Annotated in this window: 21 protein-coding genes and 1 other RNA gene (1 of these 22 cut by a window edge); 14 read left to right on the forward strand and 8 right to left on the reverse strand. The window is 67.7% G+C overall.

The genetic code is table 11. From position 1 onward, the window contains the following. The 9 genes from ACE37J_RS16665 to ACE37J_RS16705 form a co-directional block, all read left to right on the forward strand. Positions 1-1,007, forward strand: partial view of a flavin-containing monooxygenase gene (locus ACE37J_RS16665; RefSeq protein ID WP_409712963.1) — the 3' portion only. Its footprint begins 301 nt before the window's first position; only the last 1,007 of its 1,308 coding nucleotides appear in the window; its start codon lies beyond the left edge, outside the window; the stop codon is at positions 1,005-1,007. A 10-nt stretch (positions 1,008-1,017) separates the two neighbouring features. Further along, positions 1,018-1,446: a lactoylglutathione lyase gene (locus ACE37J_RS16670; RefSeq protein ID WP_409712966.1), complete on the forward strand. Its 429-nt coding sequence runs from the start codon at positions 1,018-1,020 to the stop codon at positions 1,444-1,446. Positions 1,447-1,453: 7 nt separating this feature from the next. Next, a complete protein-coding gene (locus ACE37J_RS16675) occupies positions 1,454-2,146 on the forward strand; it encodes a DUF1194 domain-containing protein (protein WP_409712968.1) in 693 nt (230 codons plus the stop codon). Further along, positions 2,143-2,850, forward strand: a complete 708-nt coding sequence (locus ACE37J_RS16680) for a DUF1194 domain-containing protein (RefSeq protein WP_409712971.1) — start codon at positions 2,143-2,145, stop codon at positions 2,848-2,850. The genes ACE37J_RS16675 and ACE37J_RS16680 overlap by 4 nt, the downstream gene beginning before the upstream one ends. Positions 2,851-2,854: 4 nt before the next feature. After that, positions 2,855-3,203, forward strand: a transfer-messenger RNA (tmRNA) gene (ssrA, locus tag ACE37J_RS16685). 92 nt (positions 3,204-3,295) lie between these two features. Continuing rightward, the gene (locus ACE37J_RS16690; protein WP_409712974.1) at positions 3,296-3,742 is read left to right on the forward strand and encodes an SspB family protein; all 447 of its coding nucleotides are present in this window, start codon (positions 3,296-3,298) and stop codon (positions 3,740-3,742) included. 74 nt (positions 3,743-3,816) lie between these two features. Continuing rightward, complete coding sequence (locus tag ACE37J_RS16695; protein ID WP_409712977.1) at positions 3,817-4,233, forward strand: BLUF domain-containing protein; 417 nt, start codon at positions 3,817-3,819, stop codon at positions 4,231-4,233. A gap of 81 nt (positions 4,234-4,314) precedes the next feature. After that, positions 4,315-5,709 carry a class II fumarate hydratase gene (gene fumC / locus ACE37J_RS16700; protein WP_409712979.1) on the forward strand — a complete coding sequence of 465 codons (1,395 nt, stop codon included), beginning with the start codon at positions 4,315-4,317 and terminating at the stop codon, positions 5,707-5,709. Between the two features lie 181 nt (positions 5,710-5,890). Beyond that, a complete protein-coding gene (locus tag ACE37J_RS16705) occupies positions 5,891-6,136 on the forward strand; it encodes a ribbon-helix-helix domain-containing protein (protein ID WP_409712982.1) in 246 nt (81 codons plus the stop codon). 3 nt (positions 6,137-6,139) lie between these two features. On the opposite strand, the gene ACE37J_RS16710 is transcribed toward ACE37J_RS16705, so the two are convergent. The 4 genes from ACE37J_RS16710 to ACE37J_RS16725 form a co-directional block, all read right to left on the reverse strand. Next, positions 6,140-7,495: a cytochrome P450 gene (locus ACE37J_RS16710; RefSeq protein WP_409712985.1), complete on the reverse strand. Its 1,356-nt coding sequence runs from the start codon at positions 7,493-7,495 to the stop codon at positions 6,140-6,142. A gap of 1 nt (position 7,496) precedes the next feature. Then, a complete protein-coding gene (locus ACE37J_RS16715) occupies positions 7,497-8,681 on the reverse strand; it encodes a hypothetical protein (RefSeq protein WP_409712988.1) in 1,185 nt (394 codons plus the stop codon). 76 nt (positions 8,682-8,757) lie between these two features. After that, the gene (locus ACE37J_RS16720) at positions 8,758-9,489 is read right to left on the reverse strand and encodes a cytochrome c biogenesis CcdA family protein (protein ID WP_409712991.1); all 732 of its coding nucleotides are present in this window, start codon (positions 9,487-9,489) and stop codon (positions 8,758-8,760) included. Between the two features lie 75 nt (positions 9,490-9,564). Beyond that, entirely contained in the window at positions 9,565-9,975 is a 411-nt protein-coding gene (locus tag ACE37J_RS16725) for a c-type cytochrome (protein ID WP_409712994.1), read from the reverse strand. A gap of 78 nt (positions 9,976-10,053) precedes the next feature. On the opposite strand from ACE37J_RS16725, the gene ychF reads away from it, so the two are divergent. Beyond that, entirely contained in the window at positions 10,054-11,151 is a 1,098-nt protein-coding gene (gene ychF, locus ACE37J_RS16730; RefSeq protein WP_409712997.1) for a redox-regulated ATPase YchF, read from the forward strand. Here the strand turns inward: ychF and ACE37J_RS16735 are convergent. Then, entirely contained in the window at positions 11,141-11,725 is a 585-nt protein-coding gene (locus ACE37J_RS16735; RefSeq protein WP_409713000.1) for a hypothetical protein, read from the reverse strand. The genes ychF and ACE37J_RS16735 overlap by 11 nt on opposite strands. A gap of 112 nt (positions 11,726-11,837) precedes the next feature. On the opposite strand from ACE37J_RS16735, the gene ahcY reads away from it, so the two are divergent. Together ahcY and ACE37J_RS16745 are read left to right on the forward strand one after the other, a co-directional pair. Next, entirely contained in the window at positions 11,838-13,229 is a 1,392-nt protein-coding gene (ahcY, locus tag ACE37J_RS16740) for an adenosylhomocysteinase (RefSeq protein ID WP_409713002.1), read from the forward strand. A gap of 1,293 nt (positions 13,230-14,522) precedes the next feature. Beyond that, a complete protein-coding gene (locus ACE37J_RS16745; RefSeq protein ID WP_409713005.1) occupies positions 14,523-18,020 on the forward strand; it encodes an SdrD B-like domain-containing protein in 3,498 nt (1,165 codons plus the stop codon). 61 nt (positions 18,021-18,081) lie between these two features. Here ACE37J_RS16745 and ACE37J_RS16750 read toward each other — a convergent pair whose 3' ends face one another. The 3 genes from ACE37J_RS16750 to ACE37J_RS16760 all read right to left on the reverse strand — a co-directional run bounded on the left by ACE37J_RS16750 (position 18,082) and on the right by ACE37J_RS16760 (position 21,499). Next, a complete protein-coding gene (locus ACE37J_RS16750) occupies positions 18,082-18,693 on the reverse strand; it encodes a glutathione S-transferase (RefSeq protein ID WP_409713008.1) in 612 nt (203 codons plus the stop codon). Positions 18,694-18,833: 140 nt separating this feature from the next. Further along, a complete protein-coding gene (locus ACE37J_RS16755) occupies positions 18,834-20,156 on the reverse strand; it encodes a tetratricopeptide repeat protein (RefSeq protein WP_409713010.1) in 1,323 nt (440 codons plus the stop codon). Positions 20,157-20,179: 23 nt separating this feature from the next. Next, positions 20,180-21,499, reverse strand: a complete 1,320-nt coding sequence (locus ACE37J_RS16760) for a FecR domain-containing protein (protein WP_409713013.1) — start codon at positions 21,497-21,499, stop codon at positions 20,180-20,182. 204 nt (positions 21,500-21,703) lie between these two features. Here ACE37J_RS16760 and ACE37J_RS16765 point away from each other — a divergent pair, with 204 nt between their 5' ends. Both ACE37J_RS16765 and ACE37J_RS16770 read left to right on the forward strand, forming a co-directional pair. Next, complete coding sequence (locus tag ACE37J_RS16765; protein WP_409713016.1) at positions 21,704-23,407, forward strand: bifunctional sulfate adenylyltransferase/adenylylsulfate kinase; 1,704 nt, start codon at positions 21,704-21,706, stop codon at positions 23,405-23,407. A gap of 71 nt (positions 23,408-23,478) precedes the next feature. After that, a complete protein-coding gene (locus tag ACE37J_RS16770; protein ID WP_409713019.1) occupies positions 23,479-24,465 on the forward strand; it encodes an acetamidase/formamidase family protein in 987 nt (328 codons plus the stop codon). Positions 24,466-24,467 lie beyond the last annotated feature (2 nt).

The following is a 24,467-nucleotide window of genomic DNA, read 5'->3' on the forward strand; positions in this document are numbered from 1 at the left end:
GCTTCGGCGCCGCCGTCTCCTCCGCCCGGCCCGCGCCCGGGGGATGGCGGGTCGAGACGGCGGACGGGCGCGCGGAGATCTACCGCTTCCTGATCTGCGCCAGCGGCGCGACATGGGACGCCGCTGCGCCCGCGATTCCCGGCGAGTTCGCCGGCCGGCTCCGCCACGCGCGCGATTATCGGGGCGCGGAGGAGTTTGCGGGCCGGCGCGTCCTCGTCGTCGGCTGCGGCAATTCGGGGGCGGACATCGCCTGCGACGCGGCGCAGCGGGCGGCCTTCGCCGCGATCTCGCTCCGCCGCGGCTACTGGTTCATCCCGAAGCATTTCGCGGGCATGCCGACCGACGTCTACGCCGCGCGGCAGCCGAAGGTTCCGCTCCGCCTCCGCCAGTTCGTGCTGAAGCGGCGGCTGAGGCGAATGATCGGAGACATGGCGCGGCTCGGCCTTCCGGAGCCTGACCACGAATTGCTGGAGACGCACCCGCTGATGAACGACCAGGTTCTCCATCATCTCCGTCACGGCGATCTTGTCGTGCGGCCGGACGTGGCGCGATTCGAGGGCGATGAGGTCATGTTCCGCGACGGGACGCGGGAGGCGTTCGACGACGTGGTGCTCGCCACGGGCTACAACTGGTCCCTCCCCTATCTCGCGGACGCGGAGAACCCGTTTGCGTGCGGCAAGGCGCAGCTCCCGCTCTGCGTCTTCTCGCCGGCGCGGGACGACCTCTTCTTCATGAGCTTCATCAAGGCCGCCGGCTCCTCCATCACCCTCTTCGGGGAAATGTCATGGATCGTGGCTCGTGCGATACGGGCGGCGCAGGACGGCGGGGCCGATCACGCAAAGCTGCGGGCGGAGATCGCCGCGAACCGATACGATCTGCGGAAAGGCTTGCGAATGGTCGCTTCCCCGCGGCACGAAGCCTATGTGAACCGGGACGCCTACGCCGAGGCGCTGCGAATCTTGCGGCGCCGCATGGGCTGGCCGGAGACTGAACAGAACGCCGCATGAGGAGCGCGCCATGAAGATAAAGTATCTGCACACGATGGTCCGGGTGAAGGACATCGAAGCCTCGAAGCGCTTCTATTGCGACCTGCTGGGGCTCGAGGAGATCCGCCGGATGGACAACGAGGCGGGGAAGTTCACGCTCGTCTTCCTCGCGCCTCCGGGGCAGACCGAGGCGCAGGTCGAACTGACTCACAACTGGGGCTCCGAGGAGGAGTATGGCGAGGGGCGGAATTTCGGCCATCTCGCCTATGAGGTGGAGGACGTTTACGCCCTCTGCCAGAAGCTCATGGACTCCGGCGTGACCATCAACCGCCCGCCGCGGGACGGGCGCATGGCCTTCGTCCGCTCGCCCGACGGGATCTCCATCGAACTCCTGAACGCCGGCGGCGCGCAGCCTCCGAAGGAGCCCTGGGCAAGCATGGGCAATACCGGACACTGGTGAGCGCGGGATGATCCGGGCGCTTGCCGTCGCCGGGGCGCTTCTGCTCCCCGGCCTCGCGCCCGGAACGGCGGCGGCGCAGGAGCCCTGCGCCGTCGCGCTCGTCCTCGCAATGGACGTCTCGCGCTCCGTCTCCTCCCGCGAATACCGGTTGCAGATGGACGGCCTCGCCGCCGCCTTCCGCGACGAGGAGGTGCTGGAGACGATCCGCGCGCAGCAGGGTGGCGTCCTCGCCACCGTCACGATCTGGGGCGACCGGACGCAGCAGCGCCAGACGACGGACTGGACGCTCCTCCTCGGGGGGGAGGAGACGCTGGCGTTCGCAGACAGCGTGGCGGCGACGCAGCGCTATTTCGGCTTCACTTTGACCGGCCTCGGCGCCGCGATGGCCCATGCCGCCGCGCTTCTCGAAGCGGCGCCGCAGCGTTGCCGCCGGCAGGTAATCGACATTTCGGGCGACGGGGTCTCCAATGACGGCCCGCGGCCGAACCTCGTGCGGGACGCGCTTCCCGCGGGCGTCACGGTCAACGGCCTCGTGATCCTCGGCGCGACGCCGGACCCGAAGCAGCACTATATCGACGAGGTGATCGCCGGGCCCGGCGCCTTCGTCGAGACGGCGGCGGATTTCGAGGATTACGCCCGCGCGATCCGGCTGAAGCTCCTGCGGGAGCTGGCGCCTGCGCTTTCGATGCTGTCGGAATGATGGGCGCGCGCCGCGCCGCGGCGGCGGCCCTTTTCCTCGCCCTTGCGGCCTGGTCCCAGCCGGCGCGGGCGGCTGATTGCGCGCTGGCCCTCGCCCTCGCGCTCGACATCTCCTCCTCCGTCAATGCAGACGAATACGAGATCCAGAAGGGCGGGCTCGTCCGCGCCCTGCGGGACCCGGAGGTGCGCGCCGCGCTCCTCGCCGCGCCCGGCTCCGTCCGCATCCTCGTCTATGAATGGTCGGGCTGGCAGCAACAGGACCTGATCGCCGACTGGACGCTGATCGCCGGGCCGGAGGACATCGACCGGCTCGCGGCGCGAGTCGAGGCGCGGCGGCGGAGCTATGTGGACTTCTCCACCGCCATCGGCCGCGCGCTCTCATGGGGCGAGGCGCAGTTCGCGCGCTTGCCGGTCCCCTGCGCGCGGCAGGTGATCGACGTCTCGGGCGACGGCGTGAACAATGACGATCTCTCGCCCCGCACCGTCCGCGGCATGGGCGGGCTGGGGCGGGTGACGGTTAACGGGCTGGTCATCAAGGGGGCCGATCCGGACCCGGAGGAATACTACCGCACGGAGGTGATCGGCGGGCCCGGCGCCTTCCTCATGGTCGCGCGCAACGGATTCAGGGACTATCCGGACCTGCTGATCGGCAAGCTCCTTAAGGAAATCGAACCGCCGCAATTCATCGGCCTGCTCTCGCCGTGACGCCGGGCTTCACAAGCGGCCCCCGGCTCGCTACATGTAAGCTGTCCCCTCGGGGACTATGGCGATAAACGCGCACGTAATACACGGATCGGACCCGGGGGCGGTACCCGGCGGCTCCACCACGACCCCGTTCATTGGCGGGCGAGGGGCCGAAACAGGATCGACGGACGTCTAAAGGTGTATGCTTTCGCTCGGTGAGCCACCACCGTTATCGGTGCAAACAGTACAGTTGCCAATGACAACCGTGCTCCGGTGGCCGTCGCCGCGTAAGCGGCGCCCAAACCGAACCTAAGTCCCCTGGCTTAGCCGTCAGGGGCGGGGCTCGCAGGCGCCTGGCAACAGAAGCCTGCACCCACCACCCTTGAAAGTGAAGCCCCGTCGAAGCCACGGTCTATCTTCGTCCCGCGAATCGGATATGTTCCGGAAGGCGGACAGGGAAGTGCCGATGCGCGAGGGCTTGAATTACGGCCAGATGATGGAGCGGGCGCTACGCGGCGTGATGGCCCAGGCCTTGGCGCGCGTAGCGGAGTTCGGCCTTCCGGGCGAGCATCACTTCTACATCACGTTCGCGACCGGGCATGGCGCCGTCAGGCTTCCCGCGTGGCTCCGCGAGCAATTCAGCGAGCAGATGACCATCGTGCTCCAGCACGAATTCGACGGGCTCGAAGTGACGCCGGAAGGATTTCGCGTCGGCCTCAGCTTTTCAGGCCGCCCTGCGGAGATCTATGTTCCCTTCGACGCGGTGCTCACATTCGTCGATCCCTCCGTCGAGTTCGGCCTGAAGTTCGAGGCGACAGAGTCGGAAACCGAGGCGGACGACGAGCCCGAGCCGGAGGAAAGACCCCGCGGCTCGGCGGACGTCGTCAGCCTGGATCAGTTCCGCAAGCCCTGACCGTGCCGAGCCGCAATTAACCGCGGCGAAACAACTTGCGGCGAGACAATCTGGGCGGAAGGCCGGAGCCACCTATGGTTCGACAGATCGTTTATATCAGCTCCAGTCCGAGCCGGGAAGAGCCGAAGGAGATCGTCGCGATTCTCGCGGCCGCGCGCCGGAACAATGCGGCGGAGGGAATCACGGGGCTGCTCGCATTCGTGGACGGCTCCTTTCTTCAGGTTCTGGAAGGCGAGGCGGACGCCGTCTCCCGCCGGTTCGAGATCATCCGCAGGGATGCGCGCCACTCCTTCGTCATCAAGCTGCTCGACCGCGATTTGCCGGAGCGGATGTTTCCCGACTGGTCGATGGCGTGGCGCGCCTGCCCGGCGGATCACCCGGCTGCGAGGGAAGTCCGCGCGATCGCGAGCCGCGGCGAGATCATGCCCGGCGCGGGCGACGCGGCGCTCGACGCGCTGATCGCGTCCGTCTTTCGCTCCGTGCCCGCCTGACGGGGCGACGAACGCCAAATTGACGCAGCCTCGCAGGCCCCGCTATAGCGGGGCGACCCACCCGCGCGAGGAGCCGCGACCATGACCACGACCCGCACCGAGACCGACAGTTTCGGACCGCTCGAAGTCCCGTCCGACCGCTACTGGGGCGCGCAGACCCAGCGCAGCATCAAGAACTTCCCGATCGGATGGGAGAAGCAGCCGGTCGCGGTGGTCCGCGCGCTCGGGGTCATCAAGCAGGCCTGCGCCGAGGTGAACATGGCGCAGGGCAAGCTGGACCCGAAGATCGGCGCCGCCATCGTCGCCGCCGCGACCGAGGTGCGGGAGGGGCGGCTGGACGATCACTTCCCCCTCGTCGTCTGGCAGACAGGCTCCGGCACGCAGAGCAACATGAACGCGAACGAGGTGATCTCGAACCGCGCGATCGAGATGCTGGGCGGCGTGATGGGCTCGAAGAGCCCTGTTCACCCGAACGATCATGTGAACATGTCGCAATCCTCGAACGACACGTTCCCGACCGCGATGCACGTCTCCGCCGCGATGACGGCGCATGACGTTCTTCTCCCTGGCCTCCGCAAGCTCCACGCGGCGCTGGCGGAGAAGGCGGAGGCGTTCTCCGACATCATCAAGATCGGCCGCACCCATACGCAGGACGCGACGCCCCTGACCCTCGGGCAGGAATTCGGCGGCTACGCCTATCAGGTGGAGCAGGGCATCCGCCGGGTGGAGGCGAGCCTTCCGAATCTCTATGCGCTGGCCCAGGGCGGCACCGCCGTAGGCACCGGGCTCAACACCAAGACGGGCTTCGCCGAAAAGGTGGCGGAGGCGGTCGCCCGGATCACCGGCCTTCCCTTTGTCACCGCGCCCAACAAGTTCGAGGCGCTGGCCGCGCATGACGCCGTGGTCGAGGCTTCCGGGGCGGTGAAGACGGTCGCCGCCTCGCTCTTCAAGATCGCGAACGACATCCGGCTGCTCGGTTCGGGTCCGCGCTGCGGGCTTGGCGAGCTGATCCTGCCGGAGAACGAGCCCGGCTCCTCGATCATGCCCGGCAAGGTCAACCCGACCCAGTGCGAGGCGCTCACGATGGTCTGCGCCCATGTCTTCGGCAATGACGCGGCGATCGGCTTCGCCGGCAGCCAGGGCCATTTCGAGCTGAACGTCTACAAGCCGATGATGTCCTACAACCTCCTGCAGTCGATGCAGCTCCTCGGCGACGCCGCCGCCGCCTTCACCGACAATTGCGTGGAAGGGATCAGCGCGGACGAGGAGCGTATCTCGAAGCTGATGTGGGAGAGCCTGATGCTCGTCACCGCGCTCGCGCCCGAGATCGGCTACGACAACGCCACGAAGGTCGCCAAGACGGCGCACAAGAACCGCACCACGCTGAAGCAGGAGGCCATCGCCCTCGGCTTCGTCGATGCGGAGACCTTCGACCGGGTCGTGCAGCCGAAGGACATGCTCGGCCCGAAGGACTGACGGGCGCCGCCGCGCAACCGCGCGGCGAGGCTGGCGAGGCGCTTCGCGGCTCGGTCGAAGGATGGCCGCTTCATAGTCGATTGCGCCGGTTTTCGCCCGACAGGAGACACGTTTTCGCCATGATTTGCCCCCCTCCTGCCGCCGCCCGGATCGGGGCCACGGAAGGAGGGGACGAGTCTGCATGCCAAGTTATACGCGCCCGGCGAAGCGATCCCTCACGCTCTGCGGCCACCGCACGAGCGTCACTCTGGAAGAGCCGTTCTGGCGCGCATTTCAGGTTGCGGCCAGGATCGAAGGCGTCTCCGTCAATGCGCTGGCCGCGCGAATCGACGCGACGCGGCCGCAGGGCGTGGGCCTCGCATCGGCAATCCGAGTCTATGTGCTCGAAGAGGCGCTGAAGGCGCCGGAGCGCTTCGCCGCGGAGTGACCTTCACCGCGGCACCACCAGAAGCCTGATCCCGCTTGCCGAGCGGAGCGTCAGCCGGGCGACGGGGCGCGGCGGAGACCCTTTCGCCGGAGCGAATGAGAAGCGCGCGAGCAGAATGGCGAGCGAGAGGACACCCTCCATCATCGCGAATCCCGCGCCGGGGCACACGCGCGGGCCGGTGCTGAAAGGAATATAGGCCTCCCGTCGCGGCGCGGCCTCCTCCGGCCGACTCCATCTTTCAGGATCGAAACGGTCGGGCTCGGGCCAGATGCGTTCATGCCTGTGCAGATGCCACGGTGAGAGAATGAAGAAGGAGCCGCGCCTTATGTCGCGCTTGCGGAGAAGCTCGGGCCGCGCCGTCTCCCGCACGAGCATCGGCACCGGCGGATAGAGCCGGAGCGCCTCGCGAAACACGTCCCGCGTGAAGGGGAGCCGGCGCAACATGGAAGGGGAAGGCGGGCCGGCGGCGTCTATCTCGGCCCGCGCGCGCGCCTGCGCCTCCGCGTCATTGGCGAGGAGCCAGAGCGCCCAGGCCAGCGCGCTGGCCGAAGTCTCGTGCCCGGCGAGGAAGAAGATCATCACCTGGTCCAGCATCTCCGCGGCGCCGAAAACGGCGCCCGTCCCGGGGTCGGGCGTCGTCATGATGCGGGTTGCGAGATCGTCCGGCGCGGCTCCCGCGGCGATCTCCTCCGCCCGGCGCGCGACGAGGGCGCCGACGAGCGCGCGGATCGCCCGCGCCTCCCGCCGCCCGCGCCTGAGCCGCGGGGCCCAGCGCGGTGCGCCGATCACATCGAGGAGGGAGACGACCGGCCCAGCGGCCTGGTAACGGCTGAACGCGTCGAAGACCGCCGCCGCCTCCGCCGCCCCGATCGGCGCGGAAAAAAGCGCGCGGAAGATGATGTCGGCGGCGAGGCGGCTCGCCTCCGCCTCGATCTCCACCGGCTCTTCGCCCGCCCGGGCCGCGAGCCGTTCCGCCGCCGCCTCCGCCGCCTCCAGCATCGACGGAAAGATCGCCTGAAGCTTTCCGCCCTCGAAGGCCGGGTCGATGATCCGCCGCTGGCGCTCCCATTGCGGGCCGTTCGTGACGAAGACGCTCTCGCCCAGAAGGTCCGCGAGGGCGGTGGCGATGGCGTCCGCCTTGGGGAAGTCCTGAGGTCGGCTGACGAGGGCGAGACGGACGAGATCCGGCTGGTTGACGAGATAGGCGTCGCGAAGCGGGGTGCGGACCTCGGCCATCCACGCGCGATAGAGGCCGGGCTTGAGCGCGGAAAAGAGATCGCGCCGCGCGCGCCGCCATCGGCCGAGGACGGATACGCCCTCGGGCCGGTGCGGGGGGCGCGGGGCGAGGAAGCGCGCCATGTCAGCCGGCCCCGAAACGGTTGCGCCGGTCCGCACGCGGCGAGTCGCGGCGCCCGGCGAAGCACGGGCCCAGCCGCTCCGGCCCGGCCGTCACGGCGAAATAGTCGAAACCCGCAGGCCGCTCGAAGGCGCAGAGATATTGTATGTGCTTTCGGAACCACCGCCCGCGGAGCGCCCTTCGCGTCTCGGGCGCGAGCCCGTCGGCGAACCGGGCGGAGATCACCTTCGGATTCCGCCCGGGCGGCCCGCCGCTCACCGCCGCAGCGTCGGAAAGCGCGTAGCAGCCGCCATCGGCGGGGGAGGACACATCCACCCAGTCGAGCCGCGGCTCCGCGGCGAGCGCGGCGAGCTCCGCGCGGAGCCGCTTCGCGCCCGGAAGGAAGCTCAGCATCGGGATCGTCTGCCCGAGCGTCAGAAGCGAGAGCGCGGCGCCTGGCCGGGCGGCGGAGAGCGCCCGCGCCGCGGCGCTCGCGGCATAGGCCGCGCCGGAGGAATGGCCGACGAGCAGAACCTCGTCCCAATCCTCCGCCATCGCCTCGCCGATGCGGTGGGCGAAGGCGTCGATCCGCGCCTCCATCTCCGGCGCGCGCCCGGCGGCGTGATCGGCGGTGAAGCCGAGATCGGCCATGAGATAGTAGACGAGCGTCGCGCCGTCCGCCCGTTTCGAGAACCGCATGACGCCCCAGGCCGTCGCCGCGCCGCAAGGAGCGGAAAGCCAGAGCGGCGCGCCGAGGCCTGCCGCCGCACCATGGACCAGCGCGCCCGCGAGACAGGCGCCGGCGAGATAGAGCAGCATCATCAGAGGCGGATAGAGGCCCACGAGCGTCGAGACCAGACGAAGGCGGCAGAGGCGGAAGAAAGCGCCGGTGAAGACATAGGCGGCGAAGGTTCGCGCCATGAGAATATAGAGCGCCGGGAGCGGCCTTCGCATCCGCGAGCGTGCGATATCGTCCCAGCGGAGCATCTCGAACGCCGCCTCCGCCCCCTCCCGCGAGACGCTCCAGCGCGCGGCGCCGGGCGAGAGGCGAAGCGGGCCGACCTCTATCGGGTTGCCGTCGATCCCGCCTTGCCGCGCCGCCTCGGCCCGGTAGAGCGCGTGGTACCGGCGCGGGCCGTTCGGATCGAACCCCGAGACGAAGAAGACGCGCCGCCGCGTGACCCGTCCCCGCCCGTCCGCCTCCGCCATGCGCGCCCTCCGGCGGCCAAAGCGGCCGCTCGGGGTCACTATCCGGCGAAATCCTGCGCGCTCAAGCCCGGCCCGTTCAACCGATGGTCGCGAGCGCCGGGAATGTGTCCAGGAGCCAGAAGGCGGCCCGCTCGAACTGCCCCGTCGCCATGGCGACGCCGACCACGATGAGGAGCAGGCCCATCGCCTTCTCCACCGTCGGCAGATGGCGGCGGAAGCCGCGCATCCACCGCATGAAGGGCCGGATGAAGAGCGCCGCGAGGATGAAGGGGAGGCCGAGGCCCGCCGCATAGACCGCGAGCATGGCGACGCCGCGCCCGATCGTCTCCTCCTGCCCGGCGAGGACGAGGATCGTCCCGAGGATCGGGCCGATGCAGGGCGTCCAGCCGAAGGCGAAGGCGAGGCCGATCACATAGGCGCCGGCATAGCTCCCCGCCGCGCGCCCCGCGTCCAGCCGCGCCTCGCGATAGAGGAACGGGATCCGGATCACGCCGAGGAAGTGGAGGCCGAGCAGGGCGATGATCCCGCCGGCGATCTGCCCGAACAGGATCTTGTTCTGCAGCAGGACCTGACCGATTGCGGAGGCCGTCGCGCCGAGGGCGACGAACACCGTGGCGAGCCCGAGCACGAAGAATAGCGAGGAGATGAAGACGCGCCGCGCCAGCGCGTCGTCCACCCCGTCATCGTCCGTCAGCTGGTCGAGCGTCGCGCCGGCGATGAAGGCGAGATAGGGCGGCGCCAGCGGCAGCACGCAGGGCGAAAGGAAGCTGAGCACGCCGCCCGCGAAGGCGGTGATGAATTCGAGCATTGTCCGGTCTCCGTCGCTTGCCGGATTAGCGGAGCCGCGCCGCCCCGTCGCCTCACAATCGCATCAGCGCGTGTTTCAATTCGCCGCGCCGGAGAGAAGGAAAGCGACGAGCTGCTCGATCTCGAGCGCGGTCAGCCGGGTGCGGCCCACAAGCGCCTCCTCAACCTCCCCGGCGAGGCCGGGCGTGTAGTAGGCGGGCATTTCCGTCTCCGGATAGACGACGCGTGGCTCCACGATCATGAGCCTGATCTCGCCCGCCGTCAGCCGGGAGCCTGCGCCTTCCAGCGCCGGCGCGCGCCCGCGCTGGTGGCATTCGGCGCAACCGGCCTCGCGCCAGAGCGCCGCGCCGGGTTCTGGGCCGCCGGTCCATTCGGCGAGCGGATCGGGGATCGCCGACGCATTCTCTACGACGTAGTCGACATGTTCAGCGGCTGCGCCGGCGGCCCAGACGACGAGGGTAAGAAAGGCATAGCGCGCACGTGCCATCGCAATGCGAACCTATCGCATTGCCGCGCCTCCGCAACCGGACTAATCAGGCGCCCGTCGAAACGGAAGGGCGCGGACATGGGCTTCAGATGCGGGATCGTCGGGCTGCCGAATGTCGGCAAGTCCACCTTGTTCAACGCCCTCACGCGCACCGCGGCGGCGCAGGCGGCGAATTTTCCCTTCTGCACGATAGAGCCCAATGTTGGGGAGGTTTCCGTCCCCGACGAAAGGATCGGAAAGCTCGCGTCCATCGCGGCGTCGAAGGAGATCATCCCGGCGCGCTTCACCTTCGTGGACATCGCCGGCCTCGTGCGCGGCGCCTCGAAGGGGGAGGGGCTCGGCAACCAGTTCCTCGCCAACATCCGCGAGGTGGACGCCATCGCCCATGTTCTCCGCTGCTTCGAGGATGACGACATCACCCATGTCGAGGGTCGGATCGACCCGGTCGCGGATGCGGAGACGATCGACACCGAGCTGATGATCGCTGACCTCGAAAGCGTGGAGCGGCGCGTCCAGAACCTTCAGCGCAAGCTGAAGGGCGGGGACCGGGAGGCGCTGCAGCAGGCGCGACTGCTCGAGGCGGCGAAAACCGCGCTGGAGGAAGGCCGCCCCGCCCGCTCCGTCGAGATCGCGGAGGAGGACGCGAAGGCGTGGCGCGGCCTTCAGCTCCTGACCGCGAAGCCGGTTCTCTATGTCTGCAACGTCGCGGAAGCCGAGGCGGCGACGGGCAATGACTGGACGCGCAGGATCGCCGCGCTGGCGGAGGCCGAGGGCGCCGGCTGCGTCACCATCTCCGCCGCCATCGAGGAGGAGATCGCACAGCTCGATCCGGAGGAACGCGAGGTCTTTCTCGCCGAGCTCGGGCTCGCCGAGGCCGGGCTCGACCGGCTGATCCGCGCCGGATACGACCTCCTCGGCCTCGTCACCTATTTCACTTGCGGCCCGAAGGAGACGCGGGCGTGGACAATCCAGCGCGGCTGGACCGCGCCCAGGGCGGCGGGCGTGATCCACGGAGACTTCGAGAAGGGTTTCATCCGGGCGGAGACCGTCGCCTATGACGATTATGTCCATCTCGGCGGCGAACAGAAGGCGCGCGAGGCGGGCAAGCTCCGGGCCGAGGGCAAGGCCTATGTCGTCGCCGACGGCGACGTGATGCATTTTCTCTTCAGCCGCTGAGCTCGGCGAATCGCGCGAGAAAGGCTCGCGCCGCCTCCTGCGCGGGAAGGGGCCGGAGACGGATCGACTCCCATCCCTCCACCTTCGGCCGCGCGAAAAGCCGGTTCGCCTCCGCCGCCTCGAACCCGGCGAGCTGCACCGCCTCGATCCAGGCCGCCGCCCGGTCCGCCCGCTTGATCCGGGCCTTCAGCGCCGCGGTCGTCTTCGCGGGCAGGCCGAAGCGGAGATGGATCGCGGCCTCCAGCCGATCCTCGAAAGCCCGGTAGTCGAGCCCGAGCGCGGCCTTGAACGGTGAGATCATGTCTCCGATCACATATTCCGGCGCATCGTGCAGCAGGGCGGCGAGTTGCTCGGTCACATCCGGGGCTGGACGGCTCCCGCTGAATAGCCGCTCCACGAGGAGGGAATGCTCCGCGACGGAAAAGGGCCATTCGCCCTTCGTCTGCCCGTTCCAGCGCGCCACGCGGGCGAGGCCATGGGCGATGTCTTCGATCTCGACGTCGAGCGGCGAGGGATCGATCAGGTCGAGCCGCCTGCCCGACAGCATCCTCTGCCAGGCTCGCCGCTCCGCCATCGCTATCTCCGCCTGATGCCCGCGACGCCCGTGCGCGTTGCCCGTCGCCGGCTTCGCTGTTATAGCGCCCGCCGACCGGAGACCAGCGCGCCGTGCGCACAAGGAGCCACAGATGCAGGATCATATCGTCAGGGACATCGGCCTCGCCGAATTCGGGCGCAAGGAAATCGCGATCGCCGAGACCGAGATGCCGGGGCTCATGGCGCTGCGCGACGAGTTCGGCGCGGCGAAGCCGCTGAAGGGCGCCCGCATCGCCGGCTCGCTCCACATGACGATCCAGACCGCGGTTCTGATCGAGACGCTGGTCGACCTTGGCGCTGATGTCCGCTGGGCCTCCTGCAACATCTACTCGACGCAGGATCATGCGGCCGCCGCCATCGCGGCCGGCGGCACGCCGGTTTTCGCCGTGAAGGGCGAGTCGCTGGAAGAGTACTGGGCCTATACCGACCGGATCTTCCGCTTCGCCGAGGGCGGCGCGAACATGATCCTCGACGATGGCGGCGACGCCACCATGTACGTCCTGATCGGCGCGCGCGTCGAGGAAGGCGAGACGAGCCTGATCGAGACGCCGACCTCGGAGGAGGAGGAATACTTCTTCGCGCAGATCCGCAAGCGGATGGCGGAGGAGCCGGGCTGGTTCGTGAGGCAGCGCCACATGATCAAGGGCGTCTCCGAGGAGACGACGACCGGCGTTCACCGGCTCTACAAGCTGATGGAAAAGGGCCACCTGCCCTTCCCCGCGATCAACGTGAATGACAGCGTCACCAAGTCGAAGTTCGACAACAAGTATGGCTGCAAGGAGTCGCTCGTGGACGGCATTCGCCGCGCGACCGACACGATGATGGCGGGCAAGACCGCCGTCGTCTGCGGCTATGGCGATGTCGGCAAGGGCTCCGCGGCCAGCCTGCGCGGCGCCGGCGCGCGCGTGAAGGTGACGGAAATCGACCCGATCTGCGCGCTTCAGGCGGCGATGGACGGCTATGAGGTCGTCACCCTCGAGGATGCGGTGAAGACCGCCGACATCTTCATCACGACGACCGGCAACAAGGACGTGATCCGCATCGAGCACATGCGCGAGATGAAGGACATGGCGATCGTCGGCAATATCGGCCACTTCGACAACGAGATTCAGGTCGCGTCGCTGAAGAATCACAAGTGGACGAACATCAAGGACCAGGTGGACATGATCGAGATGCCCTCGGGCTCCCGCATCATTCTCCTGTCGCAGGGTCGTCTCCTCAATCTCGGCAATGCGACGGGGCACCCCTCCTTTGTCATGTCGGCGAGCTTCACGAACCAGGTGCTCGCGCAGATCGAGCTTTGGACGAAGGGCGACGAGTACGCCAACGAGGTCTTCGTTCTTCCGAAGCATCTGGACGAGAAGGTCGCGCGCCTTCACCTCGCACGCATCGGCGTGAAGCTGACGGAACTGCGGCCGGATCAGGCGGACTATATCGGCGTGGCGGCCGCGGGCCCGTTCAAGCCGGATCACTATCGCTACTGACCGTCCGCGCGGCGCGCGCCAGACAGGGGTCGCGCCGCAAGGCGCGGCCCTTTTTTGTTCTGGGGATGGCGCGCCTGTCGTCTGGCCTGGCGTCTGGCAGCTCATCGCGCCGTTGCCGGGATTCGCCGCCAGCGCACCGGATCCCTATCGCCCTTGATCGTCCTCCCGCCGGCCGGATCGGGGACCGCGAGCCAAGACATTTCCCCCTTTTCTTGCGCAGCAGACGGCGCGCCTACCCCCGGCCTGATGCCGATCTGGTCGTGGATCCCGGTGCGGTTTGCGCGCCCGGGACGGCGGATTGCCATCGCTCTGGTTCATCTCCGCTCAGGCGCAGGCTACGTCCGGGGGCGGTGACGCGAGACATAGGTCCCTTCGCGTGCGGAGCAGACGGCGTGCCTGCCCCTTCCCTGATTCCGATTTGATTGTAGCGGCCAGCCCGGAATGCGCGGCGGGCGCACCCTGTGTGATGTGCGTCAACGCGCGGCCCCTCTTCTCGTATGGAAGTCAGCGCTTTCGTCGGGACAGCTCCATCCGTCACTTCCTCACAGGTGCGTCGGCGTCTCACTCCTGGCCGAATCATCGGGCGTGAATGGTGCTGCCTGAAGCGCAGTCTCTGCATGGATGGTATGATTCTTCGCGAATCTTGTCGCGCTGCGAATGGATGGGAGTCATTCCAGGGAAGTGTTTTCGCCCCTTCGATGGCTATGAGATCCCGTATACCCGCTATGGTTGTCTCCATTCATGCAGGAATGTCTCCACTCATGCTCAGACGGCGGAAAATGGCTCTCCACTCATGAATCTTTCATGATGCAGGAGCTGAACCATCGGTTTTCGCTTTGCCCGTCGACAAAAATGCGCAAATGTCGGTTCAGGGGATGGGAGCGAGGTCGCATCCGAGAATGTCGACGATCTCGAACCCGCTGTGTGTGGAGGGGTGATGTTGAGTGTGTCGCGTTTCTGCAGGTCGCAGCTGCGCCTTCTGACGCTTGGCGTCGTGTTTGGGGCGAAGTGCGCGCTGGAGCCGGGGTTCTCGGGGGAGAATCCCGGCCGACCGGGCGGAGACGATTTGCCGGGGCCAGACGGCGGTGCGGGGGCGCCGCCGTCTGTGCTACGCCCCAGATCCGCATCCTTCACAGCGTTCACGCTCATCCCCCCTCGTCGGCGGGCGAACAGGAGCGGCGAATTCGATCCGGGTGAGGCCGCCGCCTCGTTTCCGAGACAGGCGCGCGCCAACGCTCGCGCCTTGTCAGCGCACTCGGCTTGTCACACGCCGGTTCCTGGGGAGTTCGCCTGATGACCGCCACCCGCACGTACAAATTCACGGCCTTCACAGCCGATGATCTTCTTCGCGCCGGCGACGGAGCGCTCGGACGGGGAGACGTCTTCACAATGCCGGCGGAGGCGACGACGCTGTTCGTCGTCGGGGATGACGACAAGGCTCTCTCAGGCGACAACCTGCGCAACGAGAACGCCAACGACACGTCGGGACAGACGGCCTCCATCAGGGACGGGAACGGCGCAGAGCTCGGAAACGGGCGGCAGATCTACGCCGAAAGCTACCACTGGGTCTCCGACCAGCATGGCAACTGGTACGTGCTGATCGAGATCGAGCAGGAAGGCGTCAGCGGCGGCCTGAACGACTATTTCACCTTCTACACCGGCGGCTGCTATTCCGTGCCGCCCGCAGGGGCCGTCCTGACGGTACATGGAGCGTGCAATGTCTGTGGCGACTGGCTGAATTACTGCGATATGGACGGCGGCGACGCGCCGCCGCCTCCGTCGCCCCCGGGCGCGGTTCATGGCCGGTTCTTCTTCGACGAGGACCATGACGCCACGGAATGGAACGCGGATACAGGCGGCTGGGAGCCCGGCGTTTCGGGCGCGGTGGTCAAGCTCCTGGACGCGTCGGGCGCGGTCGTCGCGACGACGACGACGAGCGCCGATGGAGGCTACGCCTTCCTCAACGTCCCGCCGGGCGACTACCGGGTCAAGTTCTTCTCCCCCGAGGGATACGAGTTCGTGCGGAAGGATGTCGGCTCCTGGAGCGCGGATTCCGATGCGAATGCGAACGGAGTCACGGATCTCTTCCACGTCGCCGCGGGCGAAAAGAAGACGAATATCGACGCAGGCGTGAAGATGGACCTCGGCTCGATCCAGGGCCGTTTCTTCCTCGACGCAGACGGCGACGACACGGAATGGAACGCGGCGACCGGAGCCTGGGAAGCGGGCGTCGCGAACGCCGAGGTCCGGCTGATCGACGCTGCGGGCGCGGTGGTGGCGACCACAACGACGGACCCTGACGGAGGCTACCGGTTCGACGGCGTCCGCGCCGGCGATTATCGCGTGAAGTTCTTTTCTCCCGAAGGCTTCGAGTTCGTCAGGAAGGATATCGGCGGGCCGGGGATCGACTCCGATGCTGACGCGGCGGGCCTCACCGACCTCTTCCACCTCGCAGCCGGCGCACATCTCTGCAATATCGACGCAGGTATCGCACGCGTCCTCATCCTTGATGCGGTGGACGACACCCTGACGGTTCTGGAGACCGAAGGGGCCGGCGAAACGGATCTGAACGTCCTCGCCAACGACATCGACGATTTCGGGCCGGCCGGCCCCGTCCTGATGGTGGACGGCCAGAGCGCCGCCGTCGGCCAATGGATCGACCTCGCAGGCGGCGGCAGGGTCCGGCTCGACGCGAACGGAGAGCTGGACTTCGACGCCGGCGGCGATTTCGACGCCCTGAACGCCGGCGAGTCCGCCACCGTCTCGCTCACCTACACGATCGCGGAGATCGAGACGGCGCCGCCGGTCTATCAGTGCCTCGACTTCAACCATCTGGCGCGCGGAACCATCGTCACCAACCAGTTCACTTCGGCCGGGCTGACGGTAACGAGCGCGAACCCGTCCAAGCCGGTCATGATCTTCGACACGGCGAACCCGACCGGGGGTGACTGGGACCTTGCGACCTCGAATCTCGGCAAGGCCCTGATCATCTCGGAGAACGGCAGCACCACCAATCCGGACGACAACGCAGGCGGCGGAACCTTCATCTTCACCTTCGACCGCCCCGCGCAGGTCACCTCGCTGACCTTCCTCGACACCGAGGAGCCGGTCCCCGTCATGCGCTTCTTCGACGAGGGCGGGTCGCTGATCGCCACGATCAACGGGCCGGTGACCGCCGACAACGGCCAGGGCGTTTCCCATTTCAACGTGTCGGGCGTGGCGCGGATGGAAGTGAAACTGGCGGGCTCCGGCGCGATCGACAATCTCGTCTACACGCTTCCGGGCGTCGAGACGGTCATCGCGGAGGATACCGCGACCGTCACGATCATTGTCGAAGGCGTCGACGATCCGAACGCGCCCCCGGTCGCCGTCGATGACGCGATCACGATCGACGAGGACGGCGCCATCGCGCCCGATGCCGCCGCCGCGCTCAACGTTCTCGCGAACGACACCGACCCTGAAAATGGCCCGCTTGTCGTCTCCGCTGTCGAGGGTGGAGCTGTCGGCGCGCCCGTGACCGTGCGGACGGCGAACGGCGTCGATGTATCCGTCATCCTCGAAGCGAATGGCGATCTCCGCTTCGATACCGCCGGTCTTTTCGACGATCTGCCGCTCGGCGCCTCGGACAGCTTCACGCTTGGCTACACCGCAGCAGACAACGAGGGGGCGCTGGCGACGGCGACGATCACTGTCGTGATCGAAGGGCTTAACGAGCCGCCAGTCGCCGAAGACGATTCGATCACCATCGGCGAAGCCGATGAGATCGGCGGCGTCGGCGCGTTCGCGCTGAACCTTCTCGACAATGACGTCGACCCGAATGGCGACTCGCTCAGCGTCTCCGCCGTGGAGGGCGTCGCACTCGAAGGCGGCTCCGCGATCGTCACCGCGACAACGGCGGGGGGCCGCATCGTGGACGTGACGATTGCGGCGGACGGCGCGGTCTCCTTCGCCACGGCAGGCGCGTTCGACGACCTGAACGAGGGCGACACCGACAGCCTGACCCTCGCCTACACGGCGGCGGACGGAAATGGCGGGGAAGACGACGCGACGCTGACGATCACGATCAACGGAGAAGGCCCGGCGGCGCCGACGGTGAGCTACAACATCATCTTCCTGCTCGACGCCTCCGCATCGCTCGTTGGCTCTTCCGGCGCCGGCGCCGCGATCATCGGCGCCGACGAGAACGGGCAGCAGCGAGTGCTCGACCTGAATGGCGACGGCGTCTTCAACTCCGAGTTCGACGCCTCGCTGCTCATCACGCAGAAGCTCGTCTCCCAGCTTGGCGCGCTCGGCCTCGGCGATGTCGAGATCGGCATCGCGACCTTCGACTCGGAGCTCGGCTTCGGAACGCCCAACGCTCCGGTCGAGCGGTTAACGGATACGGATGGGGACCAGATCTTCGCCGCGGGCGCCGATCTTTCCTCTTCCTTCCTTGGGACGGGCGGGAGCGGCTTCGCCTTCTACAACACGGCCATCGACGGGGCGAACGACTTCTTCGCCGAGACCACGGCGAACGACGCGGCGTCGACCGTCAACCTCGTCTTCCTGTTGACGGATGGAACGGGCCTCAACTGGACGGCGGGCGGGAACCCTGCGCTCGCGGCGGAACTCGCGGAGCTTCGCGGCTTCGACGCAACGCTCGACGCGCTGCTTCTCGACGCCGCGGGGGCAGGCTCCCCGCTCATCGCGCAGATGGAGGCATCGTCGGGGGACGGCGCAGCCTCGATCCTGGACGACGACCTTGCCGTGACCGCCTATGTCGGCGGCCTCGGCGACCAGCTGATCGCCTGACAGGGGCCTCTCGGGCGATCGGGAACGGCGCGCAGGGGGGCTTGCGCGCCGTTCATTTCGTTCACGGATTCGTCGCGCGCATCCACGGCTGTTCGGCGAACTTCGCCCCCCAGGCGGCGAGACCGGGCCGCCCTTCCCGCCAGTCTCCCCAGCCGCCCATTTCCAGCCGGAAATCGAGATAGCCGAGCGCGCAGCCGACCGCGACCGTTCCCATGTCGAGCGGTCCGGCGAGATGCGCGAGCCAGCGCGCCTCCAGCGCGTCGAGCCCGCGCCCGATCTTCGCCCGCTGGCCCGCCACCCACTCCGCCGAGCGCAGCCCCTCCTCCCGCATCCGGACCTCATAGACGCAGAGCAGCGCCGCATCGAGCATTCCGTCCGCATGCGCCTCGAGCGTCAGCGTCGTCCAGATCGCCTCGCCCGAAGGGTAGAGACCCGTTCCATACAGGGCGTCGAGATAGCGGGTGATGACGCGGCTGTCATAGAGGGCCGGGCCATCATCGCGCACGAGGCAGGGGATCTTGCCGATCGGGTTGGCGGCGACGACGGCCGGATTCGGCGCGCTCGGCGCCGTGGCGCCGTCGATCAGGGCGACATCGCCCGTCTTGCCCGCGATTTCGAGCACCGCCATGACCTTGCGGACATAGGGCGAAGGGCCGGCGTGAAAGAGCTGCATTGGCGATTTCCTCGGAGTTCGTGGTCTTGAGCACAGCAGAGCGCCGGCGTGGAGCTACAGCATGATCCGCCTCTGCGCCGGGGGCAAGACCGCCGCCTGGGCAGTCTTCCGCCGGGAGCGAGGAAGCCAGGCCCGCCGCTTCAGAAGCGGTATTCGACCCCGGCAGTGACGGTGAAACTGTCGAGGTCGAAGGTTCGGATGTTCGACTCGCGCAGGTAGTATTCGGCCCGCGCCACGGCCGCGAAGCCCTGCTCCAGATAGGCCGTGTGGCCGATCGAGAAGCGAAGATCCACGTCTTCCCGGTCCGTCGCAGGGTCGAAGATCCCCGGCGCGTCGAACTGGCGCCAGACGGCCCGCGCGCCGAGGTCGAACGCCCAGGGCCGCGCCGCAACGTCCATTCCGCTCTCGTAGCGGACCGTGGCTACGCCGCCGAGACCGAGCGACAGGTTCTTCTCGGAATCCGTCCGCGCGCCATCGAATTCCAGGAGACCGAAGCCGACAAGGCTCAACTGCTCGTCATGCACGTGGGAGACGCCTGCGCGGGCGCGGATGTTCGCGCCGTCCTTGTCGATCCCGGCCGCGCGCTCGTGGTTGTCGCGCCAGCCGACCCTGAGGTCGGAGAAGGCCACCGTCGCCGCCCCAAGAGGGGCTGTCATCTCCAGGCCGAAGCCGAACGTCGTGTGGAGCGCGTCGTCGCCATAGCGGACATGGTCGAACTCGATATAGGGGCGGCCCTTGATCCCGTTCCGCTCGTCATCGAAGGCGAGGCTGGGCCCTGTACGGAGAACGAGGACGGCGGTGTTGCCGCTGTCCACCTCCCCGAAGCGCACGCCGTACACCGCCGCATCCGAACGCCATTCCTCGCCGAGCGGGCCGCCGAGATCCTGCACCCAGGTGACCTGGCCGGTGACGGCGACGCCGCCATCCGTCTGCGCGGTCGCGTTAGGGTCGGTCAGCTGCGCCGGCACGCCGAGGAACTCGATGGTGCGGGAGCCGGGTCCGTTGTTCGCGTTCGTGGTGAAGAGCGCATTCACGGTGACCTTGCCGGTGAAGTAATCCGTGCGCATCCGCCGCTCGATCTCTTCGAGGTAGAGCGCGACGCGCGCTTTCAGGTCGGCCGGCGAGGCCGGATCGGCGGCGACCTCGGAGAAGTACTGCCGCGCGACAGGATAGGAGCCGATCCGGAAATAGGAGGCGCCAAGCTCGGTCCGCACCTGAGGCAGGGCCGGATCATAGATGAGAATCCGCTCCAGCGTGCTGATCGCGGCCTCATAGTCCTGCAAGCGGATCGAGACGAGCGCGTATCGGAACATCAGGTCGAGATCGGCCGGAGCCGCGAACATCTCGGAGAAGAGCTGCGCCTGCTCCGCCCGGAGCGCCGCCGCATCGGCTTCTTCCTGTGCGGCGACCGGCGCGGAGATCGCGCCGAACGCAAGAACGGCGGAGAGAATGATCTTCTTCACGGCATATCCCCCTCGGATGACCGTCAGTTGTTTGCCGAAATCAGCGCGAGCGAATCCCGGAGATTGTCGATGGCGAGGTCGAAATCCTCGATCGCGATGCGGATGCCGCCGATATCGACGATCTGGCCGGAAGCCGACCTTATGCCCGTGAAGATCGGCGTTCCCTGGTAGTTGATCGCGAAGGAGCCGTTGAGCCGGTCCGAGGTCGAGATCGTGAAGTCGGCGTTGTCGACGGAGCCGAACAGGGCGGTCGTCCGGATCGGATCCTCCACGATCCTGTCCCCGTCCTGCACGACGATGAAAAGGTCGCCGACGAAATCCTGCCCCTCGATGCCCGAACTCTGGAGATCGGGCGCGAGCTCGGCAGGGTAGGACACGCTCGCGAGCCCCTGCCCCCCGGCGATCGAATAGCTGAGCGAGAACGGGAAGTTACCCGTGACGTTCTGCGTGCCGCCGGCGTTGATGTCCGCGGCGTAGAGACCGCTGAAGACGATGACGTCCATCTCCTGGCCCGGCCGCTCCGCCAGCTCCTCCGCGAGGTTGGCTGTCGCGAAATCGTCGGAAGGGGACTCGAGCGCCGGGTCCGGCCCCTCGTCGAACGCCGCGGCGAAGCGCTCTCCGGTGGTGGAGATCGCAGGGGCGGTGACCGCGCCCTCCACCCCCGACACCACCGCCGCGACGGCGGCCACCGCCCCGCCGGCGCCGGACGCATCGCCGCCGCCGCCGCCCTTCCCGGCGCCGGAGGAAAGCGCCGCGGCGAGCGCCTCGGGCGTGGCGAGCCCGAGATATTCGAGCGCGCCATCGAGCGCGATGCGGGCATAGCCCCCTTCCCGCGTGATCGTGAGGGAGCCGCGCGGGCTCGTGATCGTGGAGGAAATGCCGGCGAAGTGGAAATGCAGCGCCGTCCCGTCCGGCGCCACCACAGTCTGTCCGATGCCGCCGCGGATGCCGATGGTCGCAGTCGGCGTTCTTATCGTCGCCTCGCCCGTCTTGGTGATCCTGCCGCCCACGAGACGCAGCGCGCCGCGCGCCACGCTCACCCCGATCGCGCCGGTCTGCGCGTCCGGGTCATAGACGTACTCGTCGAGGACAATGTCCGAGTTCGGGGAGAGCGTGAGAGAGGTCTGATCGAGGAAGAGAATCTGCCCGCCGCCCTGCTCCGATGTCGCGATCCTTTCATTCCGGACCAGACGCTCCTGGATGAAGACCGGCCGCGGCGGCTCTGCGGGCCGCGCGCCTGTCATGTCGCGGTTCACGGCGGCGAGCACGCCGATTTCCGCCGAAGCGGGCGTCGCGAGGGCGCCGCAGAGGCCAAGGATCATCATGGAACGGAGCGCATTCATCACGTTTTCTCCGGATCGAACACGTTTGCCTCACAGGCTTAGTGCGGCCAATTCGACCCGTCGAGAGGGAGAAGCGAGGAATTCGCGGCGAGGACGTCCTTAACATCGCCTTCAGCCATTGAATTTTCATACATGCCGGCGCAAGAGGCGCGCGAACCCGGCCCCGGCGCCGGCCGTCGCGAAGAAAATATCAGGACCGTCTTCATGTCCACGAACACCGCACCGATCCCCGAACTCTATGTCTCCGGCGATAGCGCCGCGAAGCTGAAGACCGAGGCGGGCGCACTTCTCTCCTGGGATCTCACGCCGCGCCAGATCTGCGACCTCGAGCTTCTGATGAACGGCGGCTTCAATCCGCTGAAGGGCTTCCTGGGCGAGGCCGACTACAATTCGGTCGTCGAGACGATGCGCCTCGCCGACGCGACGCTGTGGCCGATCCCGATCACGCTCGACGTGTCGGAGGCCTTCGCGGAGAAGGTGGGGCCGGATACGGACATCGCGCTCCGCGATCAGGAGGGCGTCATCCTCGCCATCATGTCGATCACCGACAAGTGGCTTCCGAACAAGGCCCGCGAGGCGGAGAAGGTCTATGGGGCGGACGATCTCGCCCATCCCGCGGTCAACTATCTCCACCACACGGCCGGGAAGGTCTATCTCGGCGGGCCGATCACCGGCATCCAGCCGCCTGTCCACTACGACTTCAAGGCCCGGCGGGACACGCCGAACGAGCTGCGCGCCTTCTTCCGCAAGCTCGGCTGGCGCCGCGTCGTCGCCTTCCAGACGCGCAACCCGCTCCACCGCGCGCATCAGGAACTGACCTTCCGCGCGGCGAAGGAGGCGCAGGCCAACCTCCTGATCCATCCCGTCGTCGGCATGACGAAGCCGGGCGACATTGACCATTTCACGCGCGTCCGCTGCTACGAGGCGGTGCTGGGCCAGTATCCCGCCTCCACAACGCACATGTCGCTTCTCAACCTCGCCATGCGCATGGCCGGGCCGCGCGAGGCGCTCTGGCACGCCCTGATCCGGAAGAATCACGGCTGCACGCATTTCATCGTCGGGCGGGACCATGCGGGCCCGGGCAAGAACAGCCAGGGCAAGGACTTCTACGGCCCCTATGACGCGCAGGAGCTGGTGACGCAGTACGCCGGCGAGATCGGCATCGAGATGGTGCCGTTCAAGCAGATGTCGTACGTGCAGGAGCGCGCCGAATACATGCCCGCGGACGAGGTGCCGGCGGGCTCCACGGTGCTCGACATTTCCGGCACGGAGCTGCGCCGCCGCCTGCAGGAGGGGATCGAGATCCCCGACTGGTTCTCCTTCCCCGACGTGGTGGCGGAGCTTCGGCGCACGAAGCCGCCGCGGGCGAAGCAGGGCTTCACGGTATTCTTCACCGGCCTCTCGGGATCCGGCAAGTCCACCATCGCGAACGCGCTGATGGTCAAGCTGATGGAGCTCGGCGGCCGCCCGGTGACGCTGCTGGACGGCGACGTGGTGCGGAAGCACCTCTCCTCCGAACTCGGCTTCTCCAAGGAGCACCGGGACATCAACATCCGCCGCATCGGCTATGTCGCCTCCGAGATCACGAAGAACGGCGGAATCGCCATTTGCGCCCCCATCGCCCCCTACACGGCGACGCGCCGCGCGGTGCGCGAGATGGTGGAGCAGTACGGCGCCTTCCTCGAAGTCCACGTCGCGACCAGCGTCGAGGAATGCGAGAAGCGGGACCGGAAGGGCCTCTACAAGCTGGCCCGCGAAGGCAAGATCAAGGAATTCACCGGCATCTCCGACCCCTACGAGGCGCCGGAGACGCCCGAACTCCGCGTAGAGACGGTGAACACCACGCCGGACGATTGCGCGGCGGACGTGATGCTGAAGCTGGAGAGCATGGGGCTCATCACGGGGTGAGCCTTCATCGCCACGCTTGACCGCCGCGGCGGACATGCCATCCTCCCTGTCCGGACAGGCGGGAGGGTTCCATGAGCTGGTTGAACGACTCGGTGATGGCGAAGCGCGGCGTCGCGAAGGGTGCGGCGGGGGCGCGGCATGTGCTGACGGAGGAGGCGCAGGGGACGTTCCATTACGTCTACGGCCCCTATTCCGAGCCCGTGATGCACATTCGCCCCGGCGACGTGGTGGAGGTGGAGACGCTGGACGCCTTCGGCGGCGCCATCAAGTCCGAGGCGGACATGCCTTCCGCCGTTCTCAACATGCCGTTCGTGAACCCGCAGAACGGGCCCATCGCCGTGGAAGGGGCGGAGAAGGGGGATACGCTCGCCGTCTACATCCATTCCCTGCTCCCCCGCGGGCCGCAGCCGGCGGGGACGACGGCGCTGATCCCCGATTTCGGCGGCCTCGTCTCCACCGGGCTCACCATGCTCAACAAGCCGATCCCCGAGCGGGTGAAGAAGATGGAGGTGACGCCGGCGGGCGTGAAGTTCTCCGACCGGATCACGCTCCCCTACGAGCCCTTCGTCGGCACGATGGGCGTCTCCCCCGAGATCGAGGCCATCTCCTCGCTCCAGCCCGATTACTGGGGCGGCAACATGGACCTGCCGGACGTCGCGCCGGGCTCCGTCATCTACTTCCCGGTCAACCGCAAGGACGCGCATTTCTTCATCGGCGATTGCCACGGGCGGCAGGGCGACGGGGAGCTGTGCGGCGTCGCGGTGGAGATCAACGCGACCGTCACCGTGCAGATCGACCTCATCAAGGGCTGGACGATCCCCGGCGTGCGACTGGAGACGGAGGAGTTCATCATGTCCGTCGGCTCCGCCCGCCCCATGGAGGATGCCGCGCGGATGGCCTATCGCGATCTCGTGCGCTGGCTGGTGGACGATTACGGCTTCGACGAATCCGAAGCCTATTTCCTCTGCACGCAGGCGGGGAAGATGCGCGTCGGCAACATGGTCGACCCGAAATACACGCTCGGCGCGTCGATGAAGAAATCCTGGCTGGGAGCCTGAAG

The sequence above is a fragment of the Pikeienuella sp. genome (assembly GCF_046290545.1).
Classification (GTDB): Bacteria; Pseudomonadota; Alphaproteobacteria; order Rhodobacterales; family Rhodobacteraceae; genus Pikeienuella.

Bases quoted from the DNA above. Each gene is read 5' to 3' on its own strand.
- ACE37J_RS16710 (WP_409712985.1), bottom strand. From the start codon at position 7,495: ATGGCGCGCTTCCTCGCCCCGCGCCCCCCGCACCGGCCCGAGGGCGTA.
- ACE37J_RS16705 (WP_409712982.1), top strand. From the start codon at position 5,891: ATGCCAAGTTATACGCGCCCGGCGAAGCGATCCCTCACGCTCTGCGGC.
- ACE37J_RS16670 (WP_409712966.1), top strand. From the start codon at position 1,018: ATGAAGATAAAGTATCTGCACACGATGGTCCGGGTGAAGGACATCGAA.
- ACE37J_RS16680 (WP_409712971.1), top strand. From the start codon at position 2,143: ATGATGGGCGCGCGCCGCGCCGCGGCGGCGGCCCTTTTCCTCGCCCTT.
- ychF (WP_409712997.1), top strand. From the start codon at position 10,054: ATGGGCTTCAGATGCGGGATCGTCGGGCTGCCGAATGTCGGCAAGTCC.
- ACE37J_RS16735 (WP_409713000.1), bottom strand. From the start codon at position 11,725: ATGGCGGAGCGGCGAGCCTGGCAGAGGATGCTGTCGGGCAGGCGGCTC.
- ACE37J_RS16695 (WP_409712977.1), top strand. From the start codon at position 3,817: ATGGTTCGACAGATCGTTTATATCAGCTCCAGTCCGAGCCGGGAAGAG.
- ahcY (WP_409713002.1), top strand. From the start codon at position 11,838: ATGCAGGATCATATCGTCAGGGACATCGGCCTCGCCGAATTCGGGCGC.
- ACE37J_RS16690 (WP_409712974.1), top strand. From the start codon at position 3,296: ATGCGCGAGGGCTTGAATTACGGCCAGATGATGGAGCGGGCGCTACGC.
- ACE37J_RS16765 (WP_409713016.1), top strand. From the start codon at position 21,704: ATGTCCACGAACACCGCACCGATCCCCGAACTCTATGTCTCCGGCGAT.
- ACE37J_RS16715 (WP_409712988.1), bottom strand. From the start codon at position 8,681: ATGGCGGAGGCGGACGGGCGGGGACGGGTCACGCGGCGGCGCGTCTTC.
- ACE37J_RS16770 (WP_409713019.1), top strand. From the start codon at position 23,479: ATGAGCTGGTTGAACGACTCGGTGATGGCGAAGCGCGGCGTCGCGAAG.
- ACE37J_RS16760 (WP_409713013.1), bottom strand. From the start codon at position 21,499: ATGAATGCGCTCCGTTCCATGATGATCCTTGGCCTCTGCGGCGCCCTC.
- ACE37J_RS16745 (WP_409713005.1), top strand. From the start codon at position 14,523: ATGACCGCCACCCGCACGTACAAATTCACGGCCTTCACAGCCGATGAT.
- ACE37J_RS16750 (WP_409713008.1), bottom strand. From the start codon at position 18,693: ATGCAGCTCTTTCACGCCGGCCCTTCGCCCTATGTCCGCAAGGTCATG.
- ACE37J_RS16675 (WP_409712968.1), top strand. From the start codon at position 1,454: ATGATCCGGGCGCTTGCCGTCGCCGGGGCGCTTCTGCTCCCCGGCCTC.
- ACE37J_RS16720 (WP_409712991.1), bottom strand. From the start codon at position 9,489: ATGCTCGAATTCATCACCGCCTTCGCGGGCGGCGTGCTCAGCTTCCTT.
- ACE37J_RS16725 (WP_409712994.1), bottom strand. From the start codon at position 9,975: ATGGCACGTGCGCGCTATGCCTTTCTTACCCTCGTCGTCTGGGCCGCC.
- fumC (WP_409712979.1), top strand. From the start codon at position 4,315: ATGACCACGACCCGCACCGAGACCGACAGTTTCGGACCGCTCGAAGTC.